The sequence below is a fragment of the Amycolatopsis sp. NPDC114484 genome (assembly GCF_055633755.1).
Window position 1 is genome coordinate 139,840 of record NZ_JBVKDQ010000020.1, and the last position, 14,842, is coordinate 154,681.

The following is a 14,842-nucleotide window of genomic DNA, read 5'->3' on the forward strand; positions in this document are numbered from 1 at the left end:
GCCCGGGCGGCCGCATCCTGGGCGGTGTCGGATGTGTCCACGCTCACTCGGACCAGCGGAACTGGTCCCGAAACCCGGAGGTCAGGATGGCGTACGCGGTCGGCATCGATCTCGGCACCACGTCGACTGCTGCCGCGATCGCCGATGCCGCAAGCGCTCGGATCGTGTCGCTGGGGGAGCGGGCGGCAGTTTCCTCGGTGGTCTTCGTCGCCGAAGACGGGGCCTTGCTTACCGGCGACCTTGCCCAGCGGGCGGCGGAAGGGAAGCCGCAGCGGGCGTCGTTCGCGCACAAGCGGCGGCTCGGCGATCCGGAACCCCGGGCGATCGGCGGCGAAGTGCGTTCTTCGGCGAGCTTGATGGCCGCCCAAGCCCGCGATGTGGTCAAGACCGTCGCCACGGTGATGGGCAGCGCGCCGGATGCGCTCGTGCTCACCTGCCCCGCGGTGTGGGGCCCGTACCGCCGGGAGCATTTCGCCGAAGTGCCGCGGCTCGCCGGTCTGCCGGACGCCCGGATCATCACCGAGCCGGAAGCCGCCGCGATGCACTACTCCACCGAACGCCGGCTGGGCGAGGGCGAAGTGGTCGCGGTGTACGACCTGGGCGGCGGCACCTTCGACGCCACCGTGCTGCGCGCTCGTTCGCACGGCATGGAGATCCTCGGCACCCCGGAGGGGCTGGAACAGCTCGGCGGCCTGGACTTCGACAACTCGCTGCTCGCCCACGTCGACTCCCAAGCCGACGGCGCGATCTCGGCGCTGGACACCGCCGACCCGGACCAAGCGCTGCTCCGGCTGATGATCCAGCAGGAATGCCAGCGAGCCAAGGAAGCCCTGTCGCACGAGCCGGACGTGAAGGTCCGCCTTCCGCTGCCGGGCGGGCATCGCGAAGTCTTCGTGACCCGGATCGAATTCAACCGGCTGATCCGGCCCCACCTCGATTTGACGCTGGAAGCGCTGCACCGCACCATCGACTCGGCCGGCCTGCGGCCATCCCAGCTGACCGGCATCCTGCTGGCCGGCGGTTCTTCCCGGGTCCCGTTGGTGCATCAGATGGTCTCCGACGCATTCGGCAAGCCGATCCGGGCCAGCATGCATCCGAAGCTCACCGTCGCGCTCGGAGCGGCGGCGACCGCGCGCGCCCAGCTGCGTCCGGCTGGAGCGGCGCCACAGCCGGCCCGGCCCGGTCCGGCGGAGGCGGGCGCGTCGGCGATGCCCAGTCCGGTTCCGGCGGAGGGAAACGGCGGCACCGGGCAGGAGACGAAATGGTATCGGCGCGGCCCGGCCGTCGCGGTCGCGGCCGCCACCGCGGTCATTCTCGCGACCACTGTGCTGATCGCGTTGAACGGGAGCGGCCCGGCCGCCGGTTCTGCCGCTCCGCCGGCCACGAGCGCCGCGGTGCCGCCCATGACGGCCGCTCCGCTGGACACGAGTGCCGGGCGCCCGTCCTCGCCGGTCGGCCCCGTTTCCGGTGCGCCGGGAGCGGTCTCGCGGCCGCAGCCGACCGGCCCGGCGTTCTTTCTCGGTGGTCATGACCAAGGCGCGTACAAGAGTTTCATCGACGACCCGTCGAACTGGGCCGGCACTCAGCTGGCTTCCGCGGCGGTGTCGATGCCAGCGGTCAGTGCGGCGCCGGGAGCCGTCGACGGGACCGCCGACGGCAGGCAGATCACCTGGAACGGGTCGGGGCTGGGCCAGTTCTACATCCAGCAGCCGATGGGCACGAGCACGGATGCGCGCCCGTTCACCGCTTCCGGCGCGCTGGTGTTCGACGTGATCGTGCGCGAGCCGCCGGCGGGTGACGTCACGCTCGCCGAACACTGCACCTATCCCTGCGCCGGCCAGCTCAAAGCCGGCGAGCTTTTCCGCAAGCTCCCGGTGGGGCAGAAGGCGACCGTCAAGGTGCCGCTCTCGTGTTTCACCGCCGCCGGACTCGATCCGGCGAAAGTCAACACTCCGTTCGTGGTGGCGACGGGGGGCCGGTTCAGCGCCGCATTCGCCGATGTCCGGTGGGTCAACGGCGCGGCACAGGACAGCGATGCGACCCCCTGTGCGGGCCTTTCCTGAGATCCGGCGGACCATGCTGACGCGCGGCGGGCGCACCCGGGGCGAAATCCGATGAACGACGGCGGCGCGCGCCACGAGAGCACCGTTCCGGTGCTCGGGCTCGACATCGGCTCGACGTGGCTGCGCACCGCGTTCGACCGGCCGGGTTCGACGCCGGCGCGGGTCAGTGCGCGAGACACGGTCACCGACCTCATGCTGCGGCTAGGCGACCCCCGGCCGGTGCTCGCAGACGGGGTGCGCACCAGCCCGCCGCACCTGCTGCGCGATCTGTTGTCGAGGCTGCTGGCGGCGGTGCCCGACGCGGATGCGGCGGTTCGGCCGATCACCGTCGCGGTGCCGGCATCGTGGGGCCCTTGGCGGCGGCGCCAGGTCGTCGACCTGCTCGGGTCGCTGGGCGCTGCCGAAGTGGAAGTCGTCACCAGCGCGATCGCGGTGGCACGGCGGTTCGGGCAACGATATTGGCTCCACGAGGGCCAGGCGGTGCTCGTGTTCGACATGGGCGGCCTCAGCACGCATTGCGCGGCGGTGCGTCTCGCCGGCGGATCGATCGACCTGACCGGCGAACCCGACGGCGTGGAGCGGCTCGGCGGCGACGACTTGGATTCGGCGTTGGCGGCGCTGCTCTCCGCGCGGAACGCGCGGCTGGCGCGAGTGCCGACTGATGTGCTGCTGGGCGCTTGCCGGCAGGCGCGCGAGAGGCTGACCACGGACGGGTCGGTCCAGGTCCGGCTGTCGCTCGGGGACGATCAGACCGCCGAAACTGTCACCCGGGCCGACTTCGAGCGCGCGGCCGCGCCGGTGTTCGAGCGTGCCGTCGAGGTCATCGAGTCGACGCTCAACCGATCCGGGCTGCCGCTCGGCGCGTTCGCCGCGGTCATCGCGATCGGGGGGGTTTCGGCCACGCCCGCGCTGCTTCGCAGGATCGCGGCGGCGACTGGAATAGCGTTGCACAGTCCTCCCGAACCGGAAGCAGAAGCGGTTCGTTCGGCCGCCGCCTGGCCTCGCGCACGCCCCGGGCAGGGCAAGGGCCGACCTGCCGGAGCACAGCCAGATCCCGCCGTTCGGCCGGACAGCCACGAGCCATCGCGGCAGAACTTCGACTGCGCCTGACCGAATGCGCTGCGTTCCGCTGCGCTGGTGCGGTCTCGGCTGCTTCCGTCAGTTCGACCCACCTGCCGTCCGATGGCGCCGCCCAGCGTGCGAAGCCGCTCGTCGACCCAGGCCGCACTCACGAAAAGGGCGCGGCCGGCACCCGGTGCGAACCTCCCGATCGGTCCTCGGCCTGGCCGGCTGGTCGGCCGAGCACCGATCGGAAGGTCACGCACGGCCGTCTTCCGGGATCATGCCGAGCAAGAGGCCCGGTGCGAACTCGGCCTTCTCCTCGATCGTCTGGCTGCCGTCCTCGCCGGCCGCGGCGGCACGGGCCTCCACAGCCGAGCGCAGCCGGGTGAGAATGCGCTGTTCGCGTTCCGGATGGGGCTTTCCGCCCCAGGACTGCGGCATCTCCGCGAGCAGCACCTTGGCCACCGGTGCCGAAGTGTCGACCTCCAGCACCCGGAAGGCCGTGCCGGGTTGGAACAGCACCCGGTCGGTCGGGTCGTCGCCGGCGAGGCCGTCGAGGTGCCGCGCGGTGCTGGACCACACGATCAGCTCGCCGGCGCCGTTCCCCGGCCGGGACAGATCGGACCGGGCGGGCAACGGTGCGGGTTCGACGAGTTCGTCTCCTGGGCGGTAGAGCTCGGCGAGGTCGAAGCCGGCGGGGGAGAGGCGCAAGACCGGGCCGGTGAACGACGGAAGCCGGTGAAGACCGGCGACCGCGCACGCGAGATAGGCGCGTTGTTCGTCCGGCACCGCACCTGCCCGCAGGACGGCGGCGAACTCGGCCGGATCCGAAGACGCGTAGAGATGCGCGGCGGCGAGCTCGGCCGCGACCGCGTCGTCTCCGGTGCTGCCACGCAAACCGGGACGGGCGGAGAGCAGTTTGGCGACGAATTGCGCCGCGGCGTCAAAACGCCAGCCCAGTGTGTCGCGGAACTGCTGACGATCCGCCGGGGTGCTGACCCGCTGCGCGGTGATCGGATCGGTTTTCTCCGTCCCGGCACGCAGCGCGCGCATCCGGAGAGGACCGGAATCGGCCACGGGAGCCGGAGGCGGATCGGCGGGTGCCTGGTCGTCGTCCGAGCGGTGGACACTCTCGTCGGCGGATGCTTCTTCGCCGGACAGGGGAAGGCTGCCAGCTTGGGCCGGCGCCTCGGCGCCGTCGTCCGGAGCGGCCGGGTTCGGGACCTCCGGCACGGCGGCGTGCCGCGCCGCATCCGAAGGCCGCGGGGCTGGCTCGTCCGGCAAGGCGAGCACGACCGGTGCCGGCGTTTCGGCAGGACTGGCCGGCTCGGAGCCGGCCACGGCGTCAGCGGGGCGGAGGACTCCGAGCGGCTGGGCCGGAACCGAACCCTGGACCGGTCGGAGCGGCGGTGCCTCGGTCCGCGGCTCAGCCTCCTTCCCGGACGGTCGGGCCGACGACGGCGCCGGGACGGGAACCGCGCTCGCGCTCACCGAACCGCCGACGGGCGCCGGACGGATGTCCGGGACGTGCGGAATCGCCTGCGAGACACCGGTTCGCAGCAACGACGAACGATCGTCGGCGCGCTGTTCCGCGACCGCCGGCTCGGGCGCGTACCGGATCGGCCGCGGCGTCGACGGCGGCGGCCAGATCCGGCCGTCGTCGGTCACGTCGACGGTCGCGAGGGTCCGCGTGAGTTCCTCGGGGGCGGCGTCCGGCTCGGGCGCATCGGCCGGCGCCGCGGCCAGCACCGCGACCGCGGGCACTTCCGTCGCTTCCATCAGGTTCGAAGCCGGTTCCGGCACCGAGGTCAGAACCGACGGTGCGAGGGCCGCGTCCAGCGACGCGGCGGCGGCCGCGACGAGGTCCGCCACGGCCGGCCGCTCGACGTCCGCCAGCAGTGGCTCGTCGGTCGTTGGCACTGCTGCCTCCGCGGCCTCCGACGGGCCGGCCGTTGCCGCCTCCGGGGCTGCTTCCGCGACCGGAACCTCGACCGCTGCCGGGGCTGCTTCCGCGACCGGAACCTCGACCGCTGCCGGGGCTGCTGCCTCGTCGCGGATCGTCAGCAGGTCCGCCAGCGCGTCCACCTGCGCCCGCAGCTGCGGCACGCCCGCGACGAGCCGCAGCCGCTGACGATCGGGCGCGGGCATGCGGTCGAGCAGCGTGCGCACGGCGCGGAGGGCCTCGTCGGGAATGGGATCGGCCGTGCCGGGCGCGGTGGTGAAGACGCAGTCGATTCCGTTCGGATCGACCGCGCGGTGGTAGAAATCGTCCGGCGTCGGCGCCGCGGCCGGCCGGACGAGCATGCCGCTGGGGATGAGTTCGAGCACCCAGGACCTGGTCAACGAGCACACCGCAGTCGGTTCGAACCGCAGTTCGGCGAGCGGCGAATTCCAGAACCAGGGCACCGGCCGCTGCCCGCGCCGGTACAGGCTGATCGTGACGTAGGGCCGCCAGGTCCGTTCGCCGGCGGCGTCGACGGCGCGGAACTCGATCCGGCCGGCCGGCGACTCGACCGGCAGTACGTGTGCGGCGAGGACGTCACGGCCGGAGCGGTCCGCGACTTGCTGGCCGAGCGGACGGTCGTCGGCCCGGTCCCCGTAGGGCATCAGGACGGCGCGTCCGGCGAGCATCGGAGCGAGCAAGCTCAGCAGCGCGCACACGTCTTCGGCAGTGGGAGGTTTCTCGCCGGGTGCGCCGACCAGGACGGCGATCCGCTCTTCGGAACTGGGGAACCGAAGGACCGCCTCGGGCAGCGCGGCGCTGGCCGGCTGGCCGGTTCGCAACCACAGCCCCGCCGGGATCGCCCGGACCGACAACGTCGGCAGCCCGGCCAGGAAACCCTCGTGCGGCAGGCTGTCCTGCCAGTGCGGGGCGGGATGGCGGGAGCCGGCGGTGCCCATCTGGTTGCCGGACACGAACGTCTGCCAGCCGTCGCCGCCCGCGCTGAACACCTGCCCGGGCCGGGGGAACAAGACCTGTCCGGTCGGCGCCACCACGTCGACGTTGAGGCTGCTGGACAGCAGCGACGCGAGCGGTGCGCGGCCGTTGGCGCGCGGGCGGGCGGCGCAGTCGGCCAGCAAGCGAAGCCCGCCGCGGCGGTTCTCCGGACCGACCGGCAGATGCCGGTAGAGGTCGTCGAGCAAGGCCGGGTTGAGATCGTCGACGGCGGCCATCGCGTCCGGATCGACGACGACCGGCACCATGGCCGATTCGACCGGCACCATTTCGGCGGCCGCGAACCGTTTGGGGAATTCCGCATCGGCCGAAACGACGACGCAGTGCGCCACTCGCTCGACGACGAGCCTGGTCCGCTCCGCGCGGGGCTGTGCCAGCGTCATGGGGGTCTCCAACTCGATTCGAGGCGTTTCCGCGCCAGGAGCGTGCCTGCCGCCCGCAGTGGGTGTTCTCTTCTCGTCACGGGTCGGCGAGGCCGGAAAGTTCACGGTTTCGCTTCCTCCGGTGCGGGCGCACCGGGCGAGTGCCAATTGCGGCGACGGCCGCGGACGACGATCGTGGCCACCATCGCCAGCAGCGCGGCGGCGCCCACCGCGATCGCCGTCCAGCGCATGGTCTGCTGGTCGGCGGTCTGGTCGGGGGCGGGCGGGGCGGCGACCACCAGCGGCTGTCCGGCCGGCAGCGACGGGGTGTGCGCGTCCTGCGCGGGCAGGATCGCGGTGACCGCGGAGACCGGGTTGACCAGACCATTCCCGACCAGTGCGGCCGAGGCGCCGCCGGCGACCGCATCGGCGGTGTCGATCAGCCGTTCCCGGACCATGTCCGCCGTCAGGTCCGGGCGATAGGCACGCACCAGCGCGGCGACGCCGGCGACGTAGCCGACCGCGAGAGCCTCCCCCGAGCCGGTGACGGTTCCCCGGCCGGTCGGGGCGACGCTGGTCAGCTCCGCACCCGGTGCGCAGAGCGAGGGGGCGGTCGGCCCCGCCGACTGCGTCATGGCCTTGCCGTGTCGGTCGACGGCGGCGACGGACAACACTCCGGGCAGTCCGGCGGGTTCGGCGACGGCCTGTGGCGGTCCGCCTTTGCCGCCGGCCGGGGCGATGACGAGCACGCCGGCGTTCTGCGCGCGGGAGACTGCCCGTTGCAACGACGGCGAAAGGCCCTGCGCGGAGATCGCGGTCACGATGATCGAGGCCCCGCCGTCGACGGCCGCGTCGACGCCTCGGGCAAGCACGTCCGGAGCGACGTCGTCGTACTTGTCGGAGACCCGCACCGGGTAGATCCGCGCGCCGGGCGCGATGCCGGTGAACCCCGAGCCGGGCACCGAGCCCGCTGCGATCAACCCGGCCACGAAGGTGCCGTGCCCGGCGCAGTCGGAGTCGGCGCTGCCGGCTCCGGTGACATCGGCGCCTTGGCTGACCCGGCCCGACAGCGCGGGAGCCCCCTGGGACACGCCGGTGTCGAGCACCGCGACCGTCACCCCGGCGCCACGGGTCAACGGCCACACTTGGTCGCTGGACAGGACTTGTTGCGGCCAGGGCTTTTCAACGCTGGTGACGTCGCTGCCCGGCTGGCATTGCGGGGTGTTCGCCGCCGCGCTCGCGGACCCGAGGGAGAGCTGGCCGGCCGCGCCGATCACCGTCGTCGCGAGCAGGACCAGGACGCGGTGCCGGCCGCGTTCGCGGCGGGACCTGCCCAAGCGGGAAACTGCGGCCGAATTCCGTGCGCGCCGCATCACTGGCTCTTCTCGCGGTCGCCTGCGGCCGGCACCCAGCCGACTTGCAGGATCTCGGCCGACCGCCGGGTGATCAGCTGTCCGCGCCCCGGCTGGAACGGCCGCGGCCGCTGGCCGTTGAGCAGCATGCCTTCATTCGGCGGGCAGGACAGCGCGAGGTCCGGCGTGTTGGATTCGTGCAGCCGGCGGATGACCGGGTTCATCGCGAGGCGCGCCGAGCCGGCCGCGGCCCGGGCGAGCACGACGTGCAGGCCGATGTCGGCGGCGCTGGGCAGCAGGTCGATCAGCTGATCGAGCGGACCGGGCATGGCCGACCCCATGAGCAGGTCGTAGTCGTCGATCAGCAGGAAGACCTCCGGCCCGCTCCACCAGCTGCGCTGAGCCAGCTCCTGCGGGCTGATGTCCGGTCCGGGCAGCCGCCCGCGCAGTTCCGTCGCGAGCGGCTCGACGAGGGCGCGCAACGAGTCGGTCGCGAAGGCCGCCCCGCGCCGGTACTCGGCCGGAACGAAGTCCAGCAGTGTCCGCCGGGTGTCCGCGACCACGATGCTGGCCAGGTCCGGGCCGTAGCTGGCCACGATCGCGTTGGCCACCAGCCGCAGAGCACCGGACTTGCCGCTGCCGGTGTCGCCGAGCACGGTGAGGTGCGGGTGCGTCGAGAAGTCGTGCCAGACCGGCCGCAAGTCCTTCTCCGCCAAGCCGAGCGGCACCCGCAGCTTGCCTTCCGGGGCGGGCAGCTCGGTCGCGGGGAACAGCGCGGGCAGAGTGCGCACCGGAGGAGCGGACGGGCCGGACCAGTTGTCCGCGATCGCGTCCACCAGCGAGTGGGTCGCGTCGGTCAGGTCGTCGGTCCGGGACCGCCCGTCGATCCGCGGGACCGCGGCCAGATAGTGGAGTTTGTCCATGGTGAGCCCGCGCCCGGGGCTGCGCGGCACCTTGCCCGCCGCCCGGATGTCGATCATCGAGTCGATCGCGTCGCCGAGCCGCAGCTCGATCCGGCTGCCGATCATGTCCCGCAGCGAGCTGTGGATGTCGAGCCAGCGCCCGGTCGTCAGCATCACGTGCACGCCGAAGGCGAGGGAGCGCGAGGCGAGCTGGCGGATCTCGTCGCCTTGCCGCTCGAAGTCGGAGCGCACCGACGCCCATCCGTCGACGACGAGGAACACTTCGCCGTACGGGTCGTCGATCTCGCCGGCGGCGACGGCCGCGCGGTAGGCAGGCATGCCTTCGAGCGAGTGTTCGGCGAACGCCCGCTCCCGGGCCGCGACGATCTCGGTGACCTCGGCTACCGTGCGGCTGACCCGTTCCGGCGCCATCCGGCCGGCGATTCCGCCGACGTGCGGCAGACCGGCCACCGCGGCCAGGCCGCCGCCGCCGAAGTCGAGGCAGTAGAACTGCACCTCGCGGGGAGTGTGGGTGAGCGCCAGCCCGCAGATGAGCGAGCGCAGCAAGGTGCTCTTCCCGGCCTGCGGGCCGCCGGCGATGGCGACGTGCCCGCCGACGCCGGACAGGTCCATCATGTACAGGTCGCGGATCTGTTCGTAGGGCTTGTCGATCAGCCCGATCGGCACGATCAGCTTGCCGCGCCCGGGCCAGGTCGCCGGGGTGAGCCCCAGTTCGGCGTGCGGGACGAGCGGCGGCAGCATCTGGTCCAGCGTCGGCGGCTGGACCAGCGGCGGGAGCCACACCTGGTGGGCAGGCGGGCCCTGGCCGCGCAGCTGGTCCGCGATCACCTTGAGCAGCGTGACCGATCCGGGCGGGGCCGGCCCGGTATCCGGCGTCAGCACCTCGGCGGGCGTGGCCGGGGCATCGGGAACCAGTTCGGCGCTGTGCGCGGCGTCGAACACCACGACCTGGCGCGCGACCTCTTCCTGCCGCTGCTCCTTGGTCCGGCGCTGGTAGCGCCCCGACACGTAGGCGGCCTTGAACCGCACCAGCGTCTGCACGTCCAGCCGCATGTACCCGTTGCCCGGCGCCGCGGGCAGGTTGTAGGCGTCCGGCACGCCGATCACCGACCGGCTCTCCATCGCCGACAGTGTCTTCAGCGAAATGCGGTAGGAGAGGTGGCTCTCCAGTTTGTGCATCTTTCCCTCGTCGACGCGCTGGCTGGCCAGCAGCAGGTGGACGCCGAGCGAACGGCCGAGGCGGCCGATCATCACGAACAGCTCGGAAAACTCCGGGTTCGTGGTCAGCAGCTCGCTGAACTCGTCGACGATCACGAACAGCGTCGGCATCGGGTCGAGCGGGGCTCCTGCCCGCCGGGCCGCTTCGTACTCCAGCAGCGAGCTGTAATTGCCGGCCCGGCGCAGCAGTTCCTGCCGACGGTTCATCTCGCCCTGCAGGGCATCCTGCATGCGCTCGACCAGGCTTTGCTCGTCGGCCAGGTTGGTGATGACGGCCGAGGTGTGCGGCAGCCCGTCGAGACCGAGGAACGTCGCGCCGCCCTTGAAGTCGGTGAGCACGAAATTGAGCACTTCCGACGAGTGCGTCATCGCGAGCGCAAGCACGATAGTGCGCAGCAACTCGCTCTTGCCGGACCCGGTCGCGCCGATCAGCAGGCCGTGCGGCCCCATCCCGCCCTGCGCCGCCTCCTTGATGTCGAGCTGGACCTTGGAACCGTCCTCGGCGACCCCGATCGGCACCCGGAACCGGCTCGCCGGCGATTCGGTGTGCCGCCACGCGGTGCGCGCGTCGTACTGCTCGACGTCGGCGACGCCGAGCAGCGTGCCCAGGTCGAAGTCGGTGATCATCGGTTCTTCGATGGTGTTGGTGTCGGGCAGCCGGAACGGCGAGATCGTGCGGGCGAGCGAGCCGGCCCGGTCGATGCTCAGCGCGTCCGGGTTGCCAAGCGGAGTGCGGATCTCCTTGCCGGCCCGGTCAGTGCGCACCATGTCCAACGCGGACTCGCTGATGTCGAGGCGCAGGGTGGTCCGGCCGTCCGGCAGGCTCTGGTCCGCGGTCGTGCTGATCACCAGCGCGTTGCTGTATCCGGCACCGGCAAGCCGCGACTCCGGCGGCAGCGTCACGCCGTTGACGACGATGACCGTGAACGGTTCTTCCGACGACGGGGTTGCGCCGGCGTCGAACCTTCCGCGCGGCTCGAGGTCCTTCAGCAGCACTCGCTGCAAGCCGTCGAATCCGTCGGTGACCAGCCGGACCGCTCCGGCGCCGTCCTGATCGGTGCGGTGCTGGCTGTGCGGCAGCCACTTCACCCAATCCCATTCGGCCGCGGACTCCGCGTCCGCGCAGATCGCGATCTTCAGGTCGTCCGGCGAATGAAACGTCGCCAGCTGCGCGAGCACCGCACGGATCATCGCGCGCGCGGCGTCGAGATCGCCGTGGATCTGCACATGGGAGAAACCGCGGAGGAACACCGCGGAAGGCAAGTCCGCGACGGTGCCGTATGCCGCGATGAACCGGCGCAGCGCCCGGGCGCTGAGCGGTTCAAGGTCCTCGATCGGCTTGGTTTTGGGCGCGGAAAGCGCGAGCGCGAGTTTCTGCGGACCGCGCGCGATCCTGATCTCCGCGAAATCCGGGTGCGAGCTCCGCCGTTCCCACAGCCGCCCGCTCATCGAAACCGACCACAGGGACTCCGGATCGGGATGCCGCCAGGCCAGCGCCTTGCGCTGGTCGGACGCCGCCTCCCGGACCTGCTTGCGCACGGTGGCGAGATAGCGCAGGTAGTCCCTGCGCTCGCCGCGGATCTTGCCGCGCTGGTCGTTGCCCCCGCCCTGGCGCATGAACATCATCGAGCCCATCATCAGCATCATCCCGAGCGGGTAGAACATCGAGGTGAGCCCGCTGCCCCCGGCCAGCGCCGGGATGATCATGATGGACATGCCCGCGCCCATCGCCACCATCGGCAGCTTCGACATCATGCCGCTGCCGATCATCTCGGCCAGTACCGGCGGCTCTTCCAGTTTCAGTTGCCCGCTCGGCATCTCCGGCGGACGCCGGCGAGCCGGGCGGTGGTACACGGTGACCGTCATCTGTACATCCGTTCTCCCAGTGCACGTCCTGTGCAGTACTCACGCGTGCCGGCCGCCTCCGGGTTGAACGCGCACCGAATCCGTGCCGGAGACGGCCGTCGTGAACCAAAGCGAGAATCCGTCGCGTGTATTAGCCATGACTGAGACTTCGGCCCCGGCGGGTGACGTTTGCCGTCTTCGCGTGTACGGACCCGACTCCCGGGTCGAGCTCGCTGTTCCGGCGCACGTGCCGCTGACCGATCTGCTGCCGACCTTGCTGCAGAATCTGGGCGACCAGCTCGCGACGACCGGGCTCGACCACGGCGGCTGGGTGCTGCAGCGCCTCGGCGAAGCGCCGCTGGAAGAAGAACTCGGCACCGCGGCGCTCGGGTTGTACGACGGGGATGTCGTCTACCTGCGTCCCCGCGACGATCAACTGCCGCCGATCGACTTCGACGACTTGGTCGACGGGGTCGCGACCACCGTCAACGCCCGCGAGGACAAGTGGCGGCCGGAACACGGGAAGTGGCTGGGCCTCGGGTGCGCGGCGATCGCCGGCCTGCTCGGGCTGTATCTGCTCAGCGCCCTTCCGGCCGCGGCTGGTGCTTGGCGCGGTGCGGGCGGGCTCTCGATCCTCCTGCTGGTCGGTGCCACCGCGGCGAGCCGGGCATTCGGCGACCGCGCGTCGGCGCGGCTGCTCGCGCTGCTTGGCGTCGTCTACGCCGCCTACGCCGGCGCGGCGCTTCCGATGCAGGCCGCGCCGGGCACGCCCGGCCATCTCCTGATCGCGCCGTCGTTGTTGTCCTTCGGAGCATTCGTCACCGTCAGTGCGCTGGTGGCCCGCTTCGGCAGCGGGACATACGGAATCGCGTACACCGCGACGGCGGTGGCGGCGACGCTGGTAGCGCTCACCGGCTGCCTGGGAACCTTCCTGGACTTGCCGGTGGCCGCGATGGCGGCATCGATTTTGCCGGTGGTGCTGGTGATCGGCTATTTCGTGCCGACGCTGTCGGCGAGCGCAGCCGGGTTGCGGGTGCCGTTGCTGCCGAACTCGACGGAGGAGTTCCAGGCCGACCTCGAACCCGAATCCAGCAAGAATCTGTTGCAGCGGGCCACTTTGGTGCACAACTGCGTAACCGCGCTCTATTCCGCTTTCTCCGTGCTGTCCGCCGCGGCGCTGGCCGTACTGGCCGCCGAGGGAACGGTTCTTTCGCTGGTCCTGGCCATCGACGTTTCGATTCTCCTGCTGCTGCACTGCCGGGAAGTCATCAGCGTCTGGCATCGCGTCGCGATGCTGGCGCCGCCGGCAGCCGGCCTTGGCGGGCTGGTCCTGGAATGGGCTGGTGGTTCTCCGGTCCGCCCCTTCGCGGCGTCGGGCGGTCTCCTGCTGGTCACGCTGCTCGCCTGCGTCGCGGCGCACGTGGTGCCCAGCCGGAAGCTGATCCCGCATTGGGGCCTGGCGGGCGACATCGTGCACTGGATCGTGGCGATCGCGGTAGTGCCGCTGGCGCTGTGGATCGCCGGCGTCTACGACGCGGTGAGCGGGCTGTGGTCATGAGCGAGCGGACCGTTTCCCGGACCGGAGAGGAGGAGCAGCCGTGATGCACTCTCGTCGCGACCACGTCGAGGCGCACTCGTTCGTCGTCAATCGCATGCGGGCCGCGCTGCTCCGCGGCGAGCCGGACATGGTGCGGACGCCGATGCGGCGGACCCCGTTGGGCCTGACCGTCGGGGTGGCGCTCGGCGTCCTGATCACCGTCATCGTGGTGATCATCGGGCTCGTCTCGCCGAAGGGTGCGTCGGCGGCCCAGTGGAACAAGCCGGGCACGCTGATCGTGGTCAAGGAAACCGGTGCCCGGTATCTGCTGGCCGGCGGGCAGTTGCGGCCGGTGCTCAACTACACCTCGGCCAAACTGCTGCTGGGCTCGCAGATGAAGGTGGTCGAAGTCGCGGGGAGCAGCCTGCGCGGGCTGCCTCGCGGCCCGGCGGCCGGCATCCAGTGGGCGCCGGAGACCTTGCCGCCGGCGACGACGGACGCCGGGCACGTCTGGCTGGCCTGCGCCGGGCAAACCGTGCGCGACGGCGTCCGCAAGCCCTCGGTCACGCTGCTGCTCGATCCCGGCATCACGACCAACGCCGCCTCGACCACCGCGGCGATCGTGGCCCGCGACTCGAACGGCCGCCTCTTCCTGATCGAGGACGGCCGTCGGATGGCGATCTCCGCGCCCTGGGTGGTCGCGGCGGTCGGCGACGGCACCGCGCCGACCGCCGACGTGCGCGACGCCTGGCTCAACGCGTTGCCGCAAGGCCCGGATCTCGGGTCGCTGCCGATCGGGAACCGCGGAGCCGCGGGTCCGGCGGTGGACGGGCAAGACTCCCGGGTCGGGCAGTTGTTCGTGAGCCACTCGCCGACCGGCGCGGACCGGCACTACGTGATCGTGACCGGCGGGCTGATGCCCATCGGACCGCTTGCCTCCCTGCTGGCGCTGGCCGACCCGGCCACCGCGGCCGCCTATCCCGGACAGCCGGTCCGGGAACGCGAGCTTTCGGTAGCGGAACTCGCCAAGCTCTCGGTCGTGTCCGCTCCGGACTCGCTGGCCGGTTTGCCGCCGATTCCGCGCCTCGTCCCGGCGGACGCGACGGACACCGTGCCGTGTGTGCGGATCGGCACCGACGCCACGCAATCGGACGCGGCGTTGGTGACCGTGCCCGCGGACCGGATCGCCGGCGGAATCCCGCCGGGCCCGGGCATGCAAGCCGGGGCCGGGACCGCCGACCGGGTTTCGGTCGCGACCGGCAGCGGGATGCTCGCCCGCACCATGCCCGCGCCGACCGCCTCGATCGGGGGTTTGTTCCTGATCACCGAGGACGGCGCCAAATACCCGATGGCGAACGACGACGCCGCCAAGGCGCTCGGCTACCCGGCCGCTGCCCCGGTGCCGCCCGCGGTGCTGGCGATGCTGCCGACCGGGCCGATCCTGGCCGCCCCGGGAGGTGGTGCCTGACCCCGGTACCGCGCAGAACGCACCTTGCTTCATGTCGCACTCGTCAATGAAAGGAA

At 71.8% G+C, this 14,842-nt stretch carries 7 protein-coding genes; 4 read left to right on the top strand and 3 right to left on the bottom strand.

Features of this window, described 5'->3' with window-relative positions; genetic code table 11:
* Positions 1-86 precede the first annotated feature (86 nt).
* Both ACZ7SW_RS36015 and ACZ7SW_RS36020 read left to right on the top strand, forming a co-directional pair.
* Complete coding sequence (locus tag ACZ7SW_RS36015) at positions 87-2,063, top strand: Hsp70 family protein (RefSeq protein WP_470234835.1); 1,977 nt, start codon at positions 87-89, stop codon at positions 2,061-2,063.
* Positions 2,064-2,114: 51 nt separating this feature from the next.
* Positions 2,115-3,173, top strand: coding sequence for an Hsp70 family protein (locus ACZ7SW_RS36020; RefSeq protein ID WP_470234836.1), 1,059 nt, complete (start codon positions 2,115-2,117; stop codon positions 3,171-3,173).
* A 207-nt stretch (positions 3,174-3,380) separates the two neighbouring features.
* On the opposite strand, the gene ACZ7SW_RS36025 is transcribed toward ACZ7SW_RS36020, so the two are convergent.
* The 3 genes from ACZ7SW_RS36025 to eccCa form a co-directional block, all read right to left on the bottom strand.
* On the bottom strand, positions 3,381-6,464 hold the full coding sequence (locus tag ACZ7SW_RS36025) for a hypothetical protein (protein ID WP_470234837.1): 3,084 nt from the start codon (positions 6,462-6,464) through the stop codon (positions 3,381-3,383).
* Positions 6,465-6,565: 101 nt separating this feature from the next.
* Positions 6,566-7,780: a S8 family serine peptidase gene (locus tag ACZ7SW_RS36030; protein ID WP_470234838.1), complete on the bottom strand. Its 1,215-nt coding sequence runs from the start codon at positions 7,778-7,780 to the stop codon at positions 6,566-6,568.
* Between the two features lie 35 nt (positions 7,781-7,815).
* A complete protein-coding gene (eccCa, locus tag ACZ7SW_RS36035) occupies positions 7,816-11,802 on the bottom strand; it encodes a type VII secretion protein EccCa (RefSeq protein ID WP_470234839.1) in 3,987 nt (1,328 codons plus the stop codon).
* A 181-nt stretch (positions 11,803-11,983) separates the two neighbouring features.
* On the opposite strand from eccCa, the gene eccD reads away from it, so the two are divergent.
* Both eccD and eccB read left to right on the top strand, forming a co-directional pair.
* Positions 11,984-13,339: a type VII secretion integral membrane protein EccD gene (gene eccD / locus ACZ7SW_RS36040; protein ID WP_470234840.1), complete on the top strand. Its 1,356-nt coding sequence runs from the start codon at positions 11,984-11,986 to the stop codon at positions 13,337-13,339.
* Positions 13,340-13,382: 43 nt separating this feature from the next.
* Positions 13,383-14,786, top strand: a complete 1,404-nt coding sequence (gene eccB, locus ACZ7SW_RS36045) for a type VII secretion protein EccB (RefSeq protein ID WP_470234861.1) — start codon at positions 13,383-13,385, stop codon at positions 14,784-14,786.
* The last annotated feature ends 56 nt before the right edge of the window (positions 14,787-14,842 follow it).